This is a genomic window from Chryseolinea serpens (genome assembly GCF_900129725.1).
GTDB classification, from domain to species: Bacteria; Bacteroidota; Bacteroidia; order Cytophagales; family Cyclobacteriaceae; genus Chryseolinea; species Chryseolinea serpens.
Genome location: NZ_FQWQ01000002.1, coordinates 427,569 through 443,383, shown reverse-complemented (window position 1 = coordinate 443,383; position 15,815 = coordinate 427,569). Strand labels below are relative to the sequence as shown.

Here is a 15,815-nt window from a genome sequence, read left to right as displayed (position 1 = left end):
TGATGCTCATTTTGCCTTGTTGTTGAAATATGGACTTTCACTGTCCTCGGGGTCGAGCGACACCGAGACGAGCGATGCTTTTTGTTGTACGAGGGTGAAGACGCCGGGAAGTATCAGCAGGGAGGCCAACGTGGAAGCGATCAGACCGCCGATCACCGCCTGCCCCAACGGTGCCACCTGGTCGCCGCCTTCCCCCAGGCCACTGGCCATCGGGATCATGCCCGCGATCATGGCGATGCTGGTCATCAGGATCGGGCGGATCCGGCTGCCGGCTGCCATCAACCCCGCCTTCTGCGCATCCTTCACTTCCAGCCGCAGGTTCTCGGCGTTGGTGATCATCAGGATGGCATTGGCCACCGAAACCCCCACCGACATGATCATGCCCATGTAGGACTGCAGGTTTAGGGTAGCCCCAAACAGCAACAACATCAGCAGCGACCCCGCCAGCACCGCCGGCACCGACGAAAGAATGGCCAGCGACAATTTGAACGACTGAAAATTTGCCGCCAGCAACAGGAAGATGATCACAATGGCGACCACCAGACCACCTTGCAAACTCGTGAGCGTTTCCGCCAGCAACTTCACCTGCCCTTTGAATTCGATGGCCATACCGCGCGGCGCCTGACCGGCATCGTCGATGGCCTTGCTCACCGCTTTGCTGGCCGAGCCGAGATCTTTTTTGTGAATGTTGGCCGTGATGGTCACCAACCGGTTGGGACCGGAACGATCGTATTGACCGGGTGCGATTTCTTCCGAGAACGTGGCCACGTCGTTCAGGGTAGGGTGGAGGTTGCCGCTTTGCAGCGGGATGTTGGCGATGTCATTGATCGAATTCATTTTATACTCGGGCACCTGTACCTGCACCTGGTAGGCAAGCCCTTTGGTGTTGTCGAGCCAGAGATTTTTATCGGTGAAACGGCTGGAGCTGGTGGCGGCGACCAGCGAGCGTGCCACCTGCGTGGGCGTGACGCCCAGTTGACCTGCGCGCTCGCGATCCATGTCGATCCGCAAGATCGGGTAGGCCATCGGTTGCGCGATCTGCACGTCGCGGAGGTACGGGATCTTTTGCATATTGGCCATGATCTTCAAGGCAAACTTCTCGGCCTCCCGGATGTCTTTGGCGGCCACGTTCACTTCGATGGGTGTGGCGGCGCCCTGGCTCATGATCTTGTCCACCAATTCGATGGGCTCGAATGAAAGACGCAGCCCCGGAATTTTTTGGGCAATGCTTTCGCGAAGCCTCTCCTTCAGGGCATCCATGCGCACAGGAAATTCTTCCGATAGCGAAACCTGCAACACGGCCTCGTGCGGCCCGCTGTTGAACACAAAGATCTGGGAGGTTCCATAACTGGTGGGCACGTTGCCGACGTACGCCGAGGTGATCGCGATATTTTCCGCACCCACTTCCTCCTGAATAATGCCCAATACTTTTAACGTGATTTCCTCCGTGCGCTCCACCCGCGTTCCATCCAAAGCCCGCAACCGCAGTTGGAACTGGTGACTGTTGGCTTTGGGGAGAATATCGGTACCGATAAAAAAGAAGGCGCCGGCGATCAGGACAAACGAGCCGATCAGGTAGACCGTTGTCCAGAATTTTTTACGCGCGATGATCTTTTCCAGTGTGCGGATGTATTTCATCTTGAATTTGTCGAACCCCGTCACTTTATGCGGATGACGACTTTCTTCGATGATGCTCTCAGACTCCGCATGGTCAAGGGCCAATGTTGGTTCTTCCGGGTAATGGGTATGCACTTTCAATAACCAATTGGACAACACCGGCACGAATGTTTGGGATAACAAAAACGACGCCGTCATCGCAAAGCCTACGGCCAGCGACAAGGGGAGAAACATGGATTTGGGTACGCCGCTCATGACAAACGCTGGAGCGAATACGGCCAATATGGAAAGGAGGATAAGCAACTCCGGAAACGCGATCTCTTTGCAGGCGTCCCAGATGGCTTGCGCTTTTGGCTTTTTCATTTCCAGGTGCTGGTGGATGTTCTCAATGGTCACGGTGGCCTGATCCACCAGGATCCCCACCGCCAAGGCCAGCCCGCTCAACGTCATGATGTTGATGGTCTGTCCCACGAGGTGAAGCAGGATCACGGCGCTCAACACCGAGATGGGAATGGTAACGACCACGATGATCACACTCCGCCAGTCGCGAAGAAACAACAACACCATCAATCCCGTGAGCAGCGCTCCAAGCGCACCTTCCGTAACAAGACTCTTCAACGAGTTGGTCACATACGACGACTGGTCGAACTCATACGAGATCTTCACATCTTCAGGGACCGCATTCTGCAATACCGGCAACGCTTCGCGAATGTTGTTCACCACCGAAAGCGTAGAGGCGTCTGATTTTTTTACGACCGGGATATAAACTGCGCGCCGGCCCTGCACGAGGGCAAAGCCCACGGTAATGTCGGCGGCATCTTCCACCGTGCCGATGTCGTGAATGAAGACCGTGGGACCGGAACCGATCCGCACGGGAATGTCCAGAAAATCGGCGGGTTTGTCGATGAGCGAGTTCACCGGGGTCATCAGGGTCTGGTTGCCAATACGGATGTTGCCGGCCGGCGAAGGCTGATTGTTCACGCCGATGGCACGGATCACTTCTTCCGGTGTGAGCTTGTAGCTGGCCAGGCGCTGCGGATCGACCCGGATCACAATGGTGCGCTGGTTCCCGCCAAGCGGCGGCGGGCTGGACACGCCCTCGATCTTGGAGAACATCGGGCGTATCCGTGAAGACGCAAAATCCTGGATCTCATTCAGCGAACGCGTGGCGCTGGAAAAAACCAGTTGGCCTACGGGCACGGAGCTGGCGTCGAAGCGGATCACCTGTGGAGGCACCGTGCCTTCGGGCATGTAGGCCTTGGCGCGCGAAATGTTGTTGGCCACTTCCGCAGCGGCTTGCGCCATGTCGGTGCCGGGATAAAACTGCAGCTTGATGAGCGACATCCCCTGGATGGTCTTCACTTCCACGTCACGGATACCGGAAACATAGAGGAAGTGATCCTGGTAGCGTGTTGTGATGAACCCATCCATTTGGTCGGGGGCCATACCCCCATAAGGCTGCACGACATAGATCGTGGGCAGGTCAAGGTCGGGGAAGATGTCTACGGGGATGCTTCGCATCGACAGGAAAGAAAAGAAAGCGATGGCGATGATGCCCACCATGACCGAGATGGGATTTCGCAAGGCAGCACGAATGAGTTTGTACATAAGCGTTTGGTATGGCGTCGTCGTCCGTTAGCCGGTGAGCTCGCGGTCGATGATTAATTTTGAACCGAGTTTAAGAATAAAGAAATGTCGCCCTGTGCAGCGGCCACCATCAACCACGAGCGCCACGCGTTGCTATAGACGATGGCGACGTCAGCTTCGGCACGGTTTAGGGTGACGATGCTTTGCAGGAGTGTTGGCAGATCGGTGAGGCCGCTGGTGTAGTGCGCGCGGGCCTGGTCGTAGGCCTGGCGTGCGGCATCCAATTGCACCGGTGCCGTGTGGGCTTGCTCCAGGGCCACCTGGTATTGCACGTCCGATTCTTTCCACTGCCGCTGTACACGCAGCGATTGCTCGTTATACAATTCTTCATCGCGACGGGCTTTGAATTGCTCGCTCTTGTAGCGATGCCGCAGCGGTACATAATCTGTCAAGGTCCAGCGCGTAGAGATGCCCACCAGGTAATTGTATACCTGATAGTTTGTGCCCGAGGAAAAGTCGGTGCGATAGGAATCATCGGTGTTGGACACACCCGAGCCGCGGGCCCATCCCGCGGCCACCAGCGAAATGCTGGGAAGGAACGACCGGCCGACGGCCGTGCTGCGGGCTTGGGTGGCTTGCATGCGGGTTTGATAATAGCGCAGGACTGGATTCGACTGGGTATTTACTGTTGGTGTTGGGGCTCCAGGCAAGGCGGTGTAAAAATTCAGACTGTCGATGGTCAATCCGCCGTCGCCAAGAGCGCCGGTCAGTTCCATGAGGCGATACGCCTGTGTCTGCTGGTTGCGCTCGCTTTCCAGCAGCAGGAGTTTGGCTTTGGTATATTCGGCTTGTGCCAGGGCGCTGTCCACCCCAGGCCGAAGCCCAGCATGGACGCCGGCGTTCACCACGTCGCGGAAGCCTTCGGCGCGCTCCAGGTTGGATTGCTGGATGGCCTTCAGTTTTTCGCTGATCAGCAACAGCAGGTAGGCGTCGGCCACGCGGATCTGGTGTTGAAAGATCTCGTTGTCGAGGGCCGCCTGGGCCGTGGCTTCGTTGAGGCGTGCAGCTTTCACGTTGGTGGCTACCTTACCGAAGTTCACCACATTCCATTCCAGCAACGCCGAGGTGAAGCTGCCAAACGTGCCGTCGTAAATATTGGTGGCACGGATTCCCCCGGAAGGGGAGATCACCGTTCCCCCATTGGGATAGAACGAACCCGTCACGCTGTTGTTGGTGGAGTACGTGTATTGATGTTGTACCGACAGCCTTGGGATGTATTCGCTCGTACTGGTTTTCACGTCCTGGTTAGCGCTACTCACTTCGGCTGCCCGCGCTTTGAGCAAGGGATATTGCCGGACACTTTGGTCCAGCAACGAACGCAGATCCTCCCCCTGTGCCGAGACACCAGACCGTCCTACGGCGAGCCAGAGCAGGAGGCTGAGAAAAAAGACGATTAACCGTTTTGATTGCATAGCTGCCACACTTTTAATAAAGATTCGGCAATACTAGGACCCGGATTCTGGAAACATTTAGGAATTCGAAGGCCCCCGGAAAATCACGCGTGAGCGGTTTTGTTATGCGGTTGTTTTTGGTTTTGGGTGGATGCGGACGAACCGAAAAGACGGGTGCTTTCCTAAATTTCTCCAAAATCGGGGATGTATCTTTGAAGAAAAACGCCACTTTGAAAGTTCTGGTAGTAGAAGACGAAATGGGGCTGGCCGAAAGCATCGCGGCGCACCTGACCAAAGACGGTTTCATCACGGAAACGGTTTTCAACTACGAGTCTGCCCTGGAAAAAATAAGCCTCTACACTTACGACTGCGTGGTGGTCGACATCAACCTTCCCGATGGCATCGGTTTCGACATCGTGGAAACATTAAAAAAAATAAAGGCTTCATCCGGCATCATCATCATTTCGGCTCGTCACGCGCTGGAAGACAAGATCAAAAGCCTCGACATCGGCTCGGACGATTACCTGACCAAGCCTTTTCACCTTTCAGAATTAAATGCCCGTGTGAAATCGCTTTTGCGCCGCCGCCATTTTGGAGGCAGCAACGAGATCAGCTTTCAGGAGATCCGTGTCAACTATATTTCACGCAAAGTATTTGTGGGCGAAACCGAAGTGACGCTCTCCAAGAAAGAGTACGACCTGCTGCTGTATTTCATGTCGAACATCGAAGTGGCCCTCACCAAGCCCGCCATGGCCGAACACCTCTGGGGCGACAACATCGATTCGGCCGATTCGTTCGACATGTTGTATTCGCACATCAAAAACCTGCGAAAGAAATTGACGGACAAAGGGAGTAAAGACTATATTCATTCGATCTACGGCATCGGCTATAAATTCGGGAAAAATTGAAACTGTTCGACCGCACCAATTTCTACTACATCGTTTTCTCGGTCATCATCTACGTGCTGGTGGGCGCATCGTTCTATCTGGTGGTGGAACACGTGATCTACCAGGAAGTGGAACAGCGGTTGAAGGTGGAGCGACGCGATTTCGAGAATTTTGTACGGGCGCATGGCGTGTGGGACGAGAGCTGCTATTTTGTGGAGAACAAGATCGAGCTCGCTTCGCTGACGGATACGTTGGCGCCGGTCACAGAATTTAAAGATACGTTGCTCTATAATCGGTACAACAACGAGTACGTTCCATTTCGTGAATACAGTTTCGTTAGCCCGATAGGGGGTGCGCCCTACAAGGTGACCATCCGGAAGTCGCTCATCGAATCGCGCACCTTGCTGAAATCCATCACCGGCATTATGATGGCCGTGCTGAGTCTCGGCTTGCTGGTTTTGTTTTTGTTTCAGCGCCGCATCGCCCGGCGCATCTGGGCACCTTTTTACCAAACGCTTTCCCGCGCCAAATCCTTCGACCTCAACGAGGGCAAGGGCCTGACGCTGACGCCCGAGGAGATCTTTGAATTCAATGAGCTGAACTCCGTCCTGAACAAAGTGACCGATAAGATCGCGCGCGACTACACCAGTCTGAAAGAGTTCACCGAAAATGCATCCCACGAAATTCAAACCCCGCTGGCCCTGATCAACAGCCGCGTGGAGGAATTGATCCAGCAGAAGAATTTTTCCGACGAGCAGATGCGCTGGATCCAGGACATTTACCAGTCGGCCTTGCGGTTATCCAAATTGCACCAGGCCCTGTTGTTGCTTTCCAAGATCGAGCACGGCCAGTTTTTCGAGTGGGAGACGATAAACCTCACGACGGCCATGGCAGAAAAGTTGGACGAGTTCGAAGAGATTTTTACGCACAAAGGGATAACGGTACAGTTCACAAAAACAGGCGTGTACCAAGTGAAAATGCACCCCGTATTGGCGGATGTGCTCATCACGAACTTGCTGAGCAATGCCGTGAAGCACAATCACCCGCAGGGTGTCATCAACATCGTCGGCACCGATCGTGCCTTGCAGGTCAGCAACACCGGTAGTACGCTCACCGCATCGCCTGAGCGTTTGTTCGAGCGTTTCAAAAAACAGAACCAGTCCTCATCTTCTTTGGGGCTGGGGTTGGCCATTGTGAAAAAGATCTGTGACAGCTATCACCTCGCCATTCAGTATTCTTTTGATAAGGGGATGCATACATTGACCATCAGCAGTCCGGTGGCTGGTCAGTAGTAAAACAGCCTACAGCGTCAACGGGGCATTCCCACATTTCGTGGGATTCGTTATCTTTAGACGTTGCCATCATAGACCTAAAACGAAAAAGCCCATGCCCACCGCCCTGAAAATACTCAACGCCATTTTTATACTCTTCGCCCTGTACATGGGCATCAAACAAGGATGGGCCATGTTGTCGGGAAAACCGGAGATGGTCGCGATGTTCAGCAAATGGAATTTCGGCAAGACCGGGCTCACGCTCATGGGGATCGCCACCATCGCCGGTGGCGTGATGCTGCTTCATCCCAGGACATTTGTCTGGGGAAATTATATTACGGCGGCGGGTATCTTACTGATTATTGCTTTTCACCTCAACGACCGGGATTTAAAAGGGGTGGCCATCGAACTGCCGTTCCTATTGCTTTCATTGGTGATACTTTATTTGCAGTATCCCTTTCTAGGTCTTTTTCAACGCGATTAAGAATTCGTTTGCCAGTATCTTAGGGAAAGCCGCATCCCGAACCGTCTTGACTTTGTACCCTTCAACGGGTAGATTCGAAATATTAACCAAACCCAGACATGACCAAAAACATCTGTTGTAAACCCCACCTGCTTTTTGCCGCCATCGTAGCGCTCGCAGTCGGAGCCTGTCAAAAGAAAGGCGAAACAAAAACAGAGACCGAAACCACCCCGAAGAAGGACTCCACCGAACACTTCCCAAAATCCATCGCCGAACCCTTGGTTACCGACATCTACACAGCCGATCCCTCCGCGCACGTGTTCGACAACAAGATCTACATCTACCCCTCACACGACATCGAAGCCGGCATCCCCGAGAACGACAACGGCGACCACTTCGACATGCGCGACTACCACATCCTGTCCATGGACAGCGTGGGTGGCCCGGTGACCGATCATGGTGTGGCGCTGGACATCAAGAACATTCCCTGGGCCGGCCGCCAATTGTGGGCGCCGGATGCCGCCTTCAGCAAGGGTACCTATTATTTGTATTTTCCGGTGAAGGACAAAGAAGACGTGTTCCACATCGGCGTGGCCACCAGCAAATCGCCGGCGGGGCCGTTCACAGCCCAGCCTAAACCAATCGCGGGAAGCTATAGCATCGACCCGGCCGTCTTTCAGGATACCGATGGCAAGTCCTACATGTACTTTGGCGGGATCTGGGGAGGACAGCTGCAGCGTTGGATCACGGGCAAATACGATACGCTGGGCAAAGAACCGGAAGGCGATGTGCCGGCCATCGGCCCCCGCATGGCGCGCCTGAGCAAGGACATGCTCAAATTCGACGAGCCCGTAAAAGAGATCAAGGTCATCGACAAAGACGGCAAACCACTCCTGGCCAAAGACCACGACCGCCGCTTCTTTGAAGCCTCGTGGATGCACAAGTACAACGGCAAATACTACTTCTCCTATTCCACCGGCGACACCCACTTCATCGCCTATGGCATTGGCGACAGCCCCTATGGACCGTTCACCTACCAGGGCGTGATCCTCAAACCGGTCATCGGCTGGACGAACCACCACTCCATCGTGGAATACAAGGGCCAGTGGTATCTGTTCTTCCACGACAGCATTTTGTCGAAAGGAAAAACACATCTGCGGAGCGTTAAAGTGACGCGCCTCCAATACCGTCCCGACGGCACCATCGAAACCATCAACGCCTACAGAGAAGAATAACGTCGATGACCTTGAAATGCTTTCGCGCCTCGGGTTCACGGGAGCGAAAGCATTTTTTTTTGACACCGCCTTCGCGGTATGGCCGTGCCGGTAGCAGCCACGATGTAAGATTATGGCCAACTTCACGCGAATAACATCTCGTTTTTTTCTCACTTTTGACAAAACTTTATACGTGTACCAAGGCCTCAAATTTTTTCTGGGCGTATATATGCTACTGATCTCGGTGTCGCTGCAGGCGCAGCCGGAGAAAGATCCTGACCTCGTGTGGTATGAAAGCTTTTTCGAAGGCAAGAAAGCCCCGGTAGACAAAGCGCTCGTCAAACAGCAAGCTGTGCTGAAAGACGCTGTGTCAAAAAATGACAAAGTAGCCGAGGCCGCGGTGCTGAAGGAGATCGGCATGCTCCACCTCACGGGCACCGAGAACCGCGAGCAGGCCATGGACTACTTCATTCGCGCCCTGGCCATTGAAGACTCCCTCGCACTGAACAGCAAACAAGTTTTTACCTACATGGCCATCGCCCGCGTGTTCAGCGACATTGGCGACTACAACAAAAGCGAGGAGTCCCTGGAGAACGCGCTGGTGATCAATCGTTCCCTGCGCAACACACGCGTCCATGTGACGATCCTGAATCAACTGGGACAGGTCCGCGCCGTGCAGGGCGAACGCGATGCAGCCCTCCGCAACTACGAAGAAGTGTTGGCGTTCAAAGAAGAGATCAATGACCCGCACACCGAAGCCGCGGCGCTTTTCAACATCGCTCACCTGCAAACACAAGAAGGAAAATATACCGAAGCCCTGACCACACACAAACAAGCCCTGGCCCTCAGCCGCTCCGTGCGCGACAAGGCCGCCGAAGCGCTTTCGTTAAATGACATCGGAGAGCTTTACCGCCTCATGAAGAACAACGACAAAGCCATGGCCAATCACGTGGCTTCGCTGGAGGTGCGGCAAGCCTTGAAGGACAGAAAAGGGATCGCCGATTCGTACAACAACATCGGCGCATTGTATTATCAGCAAAAGAACTACCCGCGCGCGATCGCCAATCTGCAACTGGCACTGGACGCCGCCCGCGAAGTGCAGGATCAACCGCAAACTTTGAAGAGTTACGAATACCTCAGTGCTTCTTTCAAAGAGCTCGGCGACTACAAGAAGGCCTGGGAATTCAAAGACCAGCAGCAATTGCTCCAGGAGTTTATGAACAACGACAAGAACGAGCACCAGTTGTTGGAAACCCAGAACCGCTACGAGATTGAAAAAAAGGAATCGCAGATCGGCCACCTGCAGACGCTTCGCCTCCAGCGCGAAAAGGAGTTGCGGACCCAAAAGAAACTGCAGAATTTTTTGTTCCTGCTGGTCGGGTTAACCGTGGTGGTGGCGGCACTCGTGCTGTACTTGTACTTAGTGAAGCGACGGTCCAACAAAATACTGGAAGCGGCCCATGCCACCGTGAACGAACAAAATCTCAAATTGCAGGAACTCAACGCCACGAAAGATAAATTCTTCTCCATCATCAGTCACGATCTGAAGGGACCTTTGAACTCGCTCACGTCGTTCTCCGGCCTTTTGTTGCATCACACCGACAGCCTCAGCAAAGAAGAAATACAAATGCTGGCGAAAGACCTCGACAAGTCGGTGAAGAACTTGTTTGCCCTGTTGGAAAATCTGTTGGAATGGTCTCGGTCGCAAACCGGCAACATCGAATTCAAACCCGAAGTGTTCGACCTGAACGCGGTGGTAGAAGAGAATCGCGCGCTGTTGAAGGCCCAGGCGCAACAGAAAAAGATCACCTTGAACAACGCCGGCGAGGGAGCCTGGATGGTGCGGGCGCATAAGAACTCCATCAACACCGTAGTGCGCAACCTCATTTCCAACGCCATCAAGTTCACGGGCGAAGGCGGGCAGATCACCACACGCCTGCAGCGGCAAAACGGGAGAGTGGTCATTGCCATTGCCGACAACGGCGTGGGCATGAGCCCCGAAGTGATGAAAAAACTTTTCCGCATCGAGGCCAAGCACTCCACCAAAGGAACGGCCGATGAAAAGGGGACCGGCTTGGGGCTGATCCTTTGCCGGGAATTCGTAGAGAAGAATGGCGGCCAGATCTGGGTGGAGAGTGAAGAGGGGAAAGGCTCCGTATTCTCCTTCAGCGTACCCCCCGAAAGCGCACTTTGACGCTTTCCCTAACGAGCATTTGCCTTCTGTGTTTTCACGCGTATTTCCTGAAAAGTCGAAAATCTTCAATAAATTTCGCCCTGTTTGCCGGGGATGAGGCCCTCATGGGCGGATTTCCGCAATCTTTTTCAGATTTCTAACTCAACTCTTCATGACCAGAATTATTTTTTTACTGATCCCTTTGATGACATGCGTAGCGGCTTGGGGTCAGACCACAGCGTTGTCCGGCAAAGTGACCGGCGCAAATGACCAACCCATTCCGGGCGTAACCGTGTATGTCCTCAATACAAACGTAGGGGCTTCCACCGATGCCGACGGGGCCTTCGCCCTGGGTAATCTGCCCGCCGGCACCTATAAGATCCAGGTTTCCGCGATCGGCTATGCCACCCAGGAGCGCACCATCACGGTGGGCGAGGGCAGCAACGAATCGCTGGCCATTGCCCTCCAGGAATCGGCCACCGAACTGGATGCTGTTGTGGTGACCGCCGATAAAAAAGAAGAGAACCTCCAGAAAGTGCCCTTCACCGTCAACGCCATCTCCTCACGCCAAGTGGAACAATACCGGTTGTGGAACAGCAAAGACATCACCGCCATTGTCCCCAACCTGTACTCCGCCAACCCCGGCGACGGCCGTAACGTGACCTCCATCCGGGGCATCACCTCCACATCCTACGACCCGGCTGTGGCCACGTATATCGATGGGGTGAACCAGTTTGGGCTGGACACTTACATCGCGCAGTTGTTCGACGTAGAACGCATTGAAGTATTGAGCGGACCTCAGAGCACACTCTATGGTCGCAACGCCATGGGCGGTGTCATCAACATCATCACCAAAAAACCGACGAACGTCACCAGCGGTTTTGGTGAGATCAACATCGGTAACTACGGGCAGCAGCGCTATGCGGTGGGCTTCCGCACGCCCCTGGTGAAGAACAAACTTTACCTCGGGGCCACCGGCGTTTATGATCGCATGAATGGCTTCTATCAGAATGATTTTTATCAGAACGATTTTGATAAAAAACACAGCCTCACCGGAAATTATTACCTGCGCTACAACGCCTCCCGCGCCTGGGCGCTCACCTTGAATGTGAAACACAACGCGAACCGGAACAACGGCACGTTCCCCCTGGCCTCCAGCAAAGACGAAGCCTTCGCCAATCCGTTCCGCGTCAACCAGAATGCGGTCACCCAGTTGGTGGATAACATCTTCAACAGTTCATTGGTGGCGAGCTATGCCGGTCGTGGCATGAACTTTACATCGCAGACCTCGTATCAAACCAACTACCGCTACTACAAAGACCCCATCGACGGCGACTTTTCGCCCATCGACGGCGTCACCATCATCAACAACTACGGCAGCAAATGGAACAACGTGAAGGTATGGACGCAAGAGTTTAAATTCTCGTCGCCGGCCACAGCTTCCAACTTTAAGTGGACCGCGGGAACCTACATGTTCCATCAGGAAAGCCCCGTGAAGCAAGCCACCCGTTTTGGAGCGGATGCAGGATTGATGGGAGTGCCGGATACAAACTTCTCGACCATCAACACCAGCACCGGTACAGGCAGTGGCATCGCTTTCTACGGACAAGGCACGTACACCTTCCTCGACAAATTCGATGTGACCTTGGGCATTCGCTACGACTACGAGCACAAAAAGCAAAGTGTGAAAGGCGAATACCAGCACGATCCGGATCCCGATCCGATATTTGTGACGCAACCCGACACCACCGCCACGGCCAACTTCCACGCCGTTTCGCCCAAGGCAAGCGTTGCTTACCATGCGTCGGAGTTCAATACGTTGTATGCCACCTACAGCCGTGGCTACCGCGCGGGCGGTCTCACGCAATTGGGGGCAGATCCTTCGCAGCCACCCTTGTACTCCTACAAACCTGAGTACAGCGACAACGTGGAGGTAGGGACGAAGAATGTGTTTTTTGACAACCGTCTGCAAGTCAACCTCTCGTTGTTCTACATTCATGTGACCGATGCACAGGTGCCCACGCTCGTGTTGCCCGAAGCCATCACCATAACAAAGAATGCCGGCACGCTCACCAGCAAGGGTATCGACCTTCACGTGGCCACCATGCCGGTGAAAGGCTTGCAAATCGAATACAACCTGGGCATTAGCCAGGCGAAATACACCAACCTGAAGGTAGCCTCCAATGGCAACGAAGTGGACTGGACAGGCCATAAACAGATCTTCACACCGGCCTATACGTCGATGGCCGCTGTTCAATACGGCTTGGCTGTCGGAGAGGTAAAGCTCCTGGTGCGGGGCGAATGGATGGCGCTGGGCAAACAATACTTTGACCTGGGCAACACCGTGTCGCAATCGTCATACAGTGTGCTGAATGCCCGTGCTGGCGCATCCTACCACTCGTTCGACCTCATGTTCTGGGGAAGAAACCTGGGTGATCAAAAATACATTGCCTATGCCTACGATTTTGGCGCCACCCACCTGGGCGATCCAAGAAACTATGGCGTGACATTGCGTAAAACATTCTAAGGCTGACAGGAGACCGGCCGTTTGCCCGCGAAGGGCCGGCGGCCGGCCATCCTAAACCAACGATTTTCATACACGCGTGTCAACTTTATAGCGACAACAAGTTACCGTGCCGAAATCATTTGTATTTATGTGGTCGTATTGAGTTATGTATAAACGACTTATGAATAAACCCGCTTCCCGCTATGTCGAGCAAGATCGCTAACCTCTGGATCATTGACGATGACCCCATGTCATCGTTTTATATCAAGCGGCTCGCCGAATTGGGGGAACTGGCCCACATCATCACCATCTACAACAGCGCCCAGGGTGCGATCGACTACCTCCTGCATCATAAGAACTCGCAAGAGCACCTGCCCAATGTCATCTTGCTGGACATCTATATGCCCGAGATCGACGGTTGGGAATTTCTGGCAGAACTTAAAAAAATAGAATCGCTGCTGGTGAAGAAGCCCGAGATCTACATCATCAGCTCGTCCAACCACCCCAAAGACCTCAGCCGCGCCGATACCTTCCCCGAGGTGAGAGCCTATTTCCAAAAGCCCGTCACGCTCGACATCCTGAAAAAAGTGGTTACCGCTCTGAATTAGGGTGCGCTATAATCGCAGGCATTTGTCTACTCGATGATTTCAATTTCCGTACGGCGGTTGATCTCGCGGCCCCCGGTCTCGTCGTCGTTGGAAACGATGGGGCGTTCCGAACCATATCCCTTGGCCGACACGCGTTCGGCCGCAATGCCATGACCCACCAGGTAGGTCACCACCGATGACGCCCGCTTCAGCGAAAGCGACTTGTTGCTGGCCGCGTTGCCGCTGTTGTCGGTGTGCCCGTTGATCTGCACTTTCAGGTTCGGGTTGGTGATGAGCAGCTCCTTGATATTTTCCACCTCGGCTACCGACTCCGTTTTCAGGTCGGCCTTACCGATGTCGAAGAAAATGTTTTTCAATACCACTTTCGAACCGACCTCCGCCTTCACCATGATGATGTGTGTGTCGATCTCCTGGTACTCGGCAAATTCCGGCAACGCGAAGTTGATGGAGTTGAACAGGTAGCCTGCTTTCTCGGTAGCCACCCCGTAGTTTCCACCGTGGGGAATGATCAGTTCGAATTCACCCGTCAGCGGGTTGGCGTTGATCTTTGCCATCACCTTGTTGGTCGCGTTGTCCACCAGCGAGATCACCGCACCGAGAGGAGCGGCGTTGCTCTCATCAATAACTCGTCCCTTTAATAACGTCACCACCTTTTGCTCCTTCTTCGCCTGGATGCTGGCGTCGATAAATTCTTCGCTCTTCGGGATCTCGGTTTTTACTTTTTCCTCTGCAGCTTTCTGCACAGCCGCCACCACTTCGGGCTTGGGCTTCACTTTGTATTTGGGCTCAAGGAACGTGATCGAATAAATGTCCGCATCGCCAAGACCACCTTCCTTAGCGGTGGAGAAATATCCTTTTTTCTTATCCGGCGACAGCGTGAAAAAGCCGTCGTATTCCCACGAGTTCAGCGGGTAGCCCATATTCTCGGGTTTCTTCCATTTGTTGTTGACAAATTCAGTAACAAAGATGTCGCTGTTGCCAAGCCGGGGATGTCCGTCGGAGGAAAAATACAGCGTCACGCCGTCGTGGTGGATGTAGGGTGAGTCTTCGTTTTCGGGGGTGTTGATCACGGGACCGAGGTTCACGGCCTTGCCCCATTCGCCCTTGCTGTCGAGCTGGCTCACATACAGATCCAACTCACCGATCCCGCCCGGCCGGTTGCTGGCAAAGAAAAGTTTCTTTCCATCGGCCGTCACACTGGCGCAGGTTTCCCAGAACATCGCCGTGTTGATGTTCTTGTTCAGGGGTTCGGGTTTAGACCATTGGTCGCCCGTGAGCGTGGAGGTGTAGATGTCGCCTTCCCCTTCTTCATAATACAAGAATAAGGTCTTGCCGTCCGGTGAAAGCGATGCCGCCGCGTCGTTGTATTTGATGTTGATGTTGGGACTTATCGGCTTGGGCGCGGACCAGGTATTGCCTTGCTTGGTGGTGAAGTAAATGTCTTCGAAATTTTGATTGGCCTTTACTTTAGCGGGATCGTCGGTGCGGTTGGAGGTGAAGATAAGCGTGTTGCCATCGGCAGAGATGATAGGGGAGTAATCGCTGTAAGGCGTGTTCACAGGACCGAGGTTTTCGATGATCACGTTCAACTCATTTTGCGAAAGAGAGTCGGCGATGTGACACTCGGCGATCTTCTCGTCCACGATGCTCGACAAGTTGGCCTTCTTCTTTTTGAAGTTTTCGAAATGCTCGATGGCCTTCTGGAATTCGTTGGTGTTCTGAAAGGCAATGCCGAGGTGATAGTCGATGTCCGGGTTCACGGCCGGGTTCAGGCGATAGGCCTTGCTGATATAGGAGGCCGCTTTTGACTTGGTCTCTGAATACAAGTAGGTGAGGCCGATCTTGAAATTGACCGCAGCATCATCGGGGTTGAGATCCTGCGCGGCCAGGTATGCGGCCAACGCATTTTTATAATCCTTCTTGCCATAGTATTTGTCGCCGGTAGCCACCAGCGTCTTTTGGTCCTGGGCGTGGGCCACCAGGCTCAGCATGAAGATCGCGAAGAGTAGTAGATATTTATCCATGATGATGGATAGTT

10 protein-coding genes are annotated in these 15,815 nt (G+C 53.9%); 7 read left to right on the top strand and 3 right to left on the bottom strand.

What is annotated here, in order from left to right; genetic code table 11:
* Positions 1–6: 6 nt before the first annotated feature.
* Positions 7–3,225, bottom strand: a complete 3,219-nt coding sequence (locus tag BUB30_RS15800; RefSeq protein ID WP_073135806.1) for an efflux RND transporter permease subunit — start codon at positions 3,223–3,225, stop codon at positions 7–9.
* A 53-nt stretch (positions 3,226–3,278) separates the two neighbouring features.
* Positions 3,279–4,676, bottom strand: a complete 1,398-nt coding sequence (locus BUB30_RS15795; RefSeq protein WP_084138163.1) for a TolC family protein — start codon at positions 4,674–4,676, stop codon at positions 3,279–3,281.
* A 209-nt stretch (positions 4,677–4,885) separates the two neighbouring features.
* Between BUB30_RS15795 and BUB30_RS15790 the strand changes: the two genes are divergently transcribed.
* The 7 genes from BUB30_RS15790 to BUB30_RS15760 all read left to right on the top strand — a co-directional run bounded on the left by BUB30_RS15790 (position 4,886) and on the right by BUB30_RS15760 (position 13,777).
* Positions 4,886–5,563, top strand: a complete 678-nt coding sequence (locus BUB30_RS15790) for a response regulator transcription factor (protein WP_073137281.1) — start codon at positions 4,886–4,888, stop codon at positions 5,561–5,563.
* Complete coding sequence (locus BUB30_RS15785) at positions 5,560–6,834, top strand: sensor histidine kinase (protein WP_073135804.1); 1,275 nt, start codon at positions 5,560–5,562, stop codon at positions 6,832–6,834. Before BUB30_RS15790 ends, BUB30_RS15785 begins: the two co-directional genes overlap by 4 nt.
* Before the next feature lie 94 nt (positions 6,835–6,928).
* The gene (locus BUB30_RS15780) at positions 6,929–7,297 is read left to right on the top strand and encodes a DoxX family protein (protein WP_073135802.1); all 369 of its coding nucleotides are present in this window, start codon (positions 6,929–6,931) and stop codon (positions 7,295–7,297) included.
* A gap of 98 nt (positions 7,298–7,395) precedes the next feature.
* Positions 7,396–8,511: a glycoside hydrolase family 43 protein gene (locus BUB30_RS15775; protein WP_073135800.1), complete on the top strand. Its 1,116-nt coding sequence runs from the start codon at positions 7,396–7,398 to the stop codon at positions 8,509–8,511.
* Between the two features lie 172 nt (positions 8,512–8,683).
* The gene (locus BUB30_RS15770) at positions 8,684–10,684 is read left to right on the top strand and encodes an ATP-binding protein (RefSeq protein WP_073135798.1); all 2,001 of its coding nucleotides are present in this window, start codon (positions 8,684–8,686) and stop codon (positions 10,682–10,684) included.
* A 151-nt stretch (positions 10,685–10,835) separates the two neighbouring features.
* Complete coding sequence (locus BUB30_RS15765) at positions 10,836–13,190, top strand: TonB-dependent receptor (RefSeq protein WP_073135796.1); 2,355 nt, start codon at positions 10,836–10,838, stop codon at positions 13,188–13,190.
* 182 nt (positions 13,191–13,372) lie between these two features.
* The gene (locus BUB30_RS15760) at positions 13,373–13,777 is read left to right on the top strand and encodes a response regulator (protein ID WP_073135794.1); all 405 of its coding nucleotides are present in this window, start codon (positions 13,373–13,375) and stop codon (positions 13,775–13,777) included.
* 26 nt (positions 13,778–13,803) lie between these two features.
* Here BUB30_RS15760 and BUB30_RS15755 read toward each other — a convergent pair whose 3' ends face one another.
* Positions 13,804–15,801 carry an OmpA family protein gene (locus tag BUB30_RS15755; RefSeq protein WP_245804107.1) on the bottom strand — a complete coding sequence of 666 codons (1,998 nt, stop codon included), beginning with the start codon at positions 15,799–15,801 and terminating at the stop codon, positions 13,804–13,806.
* Positions 15,802–15,815: the final 14 nt, after the last annotated feature.

What these genes read in the sequence shown, in the direction of transcription:
- BUB30_RS15755 (WP_245804107.1), bottom strand. Translation starts at nt 15,801, where the DNA reads ATGGATAAATATCTACTACTCTTCGCGATCTTCATGCTGAGCCTGGTG.
- BUB30_RS15780 (WP_073135802.1), top strand. Translation starts at nt 6,929, where the DNA reads ATGCCCACCGCCCTGAAAATACTCAACGCCATTTTTATACTCTTCGCC.
- BUB30_RS15775 (WP_073135800.1), top strand. Translation starts at nt 7,396, where the DNA reads ATGACCAAAAACATCTGTTGTAAACCCCACCTGCTTTTTGCCGCCATC.
- BUB30_RS15795 (WP_084138163.1), bottom strand. Translation starts at nt 4,676, where the DNA reads ATGCAATCAAAACGGTTAATCGTCTTTTTTCTCAGCCTCCTGCTCTGG.
- BUB30_RS15800 (WP_073135806.1), bottom strand. Translation starts at nt 3,225, where the DNA reads ATGTACAAACTCATTCGTGCTGCCTTGCGAAATCCCATCTCGGTCATG.
- BUB30_RS15760 (WP_073135794.1), top strand. Translation starts at nt 13,373, where the DNA reads ATGTCGAGCAAGATCGCTAACCTCTGGATCATTGACGATGACCCCATG.
- BUB30_RS15765 (WP_073135796.1), top strand. Translation starts at nt 10,836, where the DNA reads ATGACCAGAATTATTTTTTTACTGATCCCTTTGATGACATGCGTAGCG.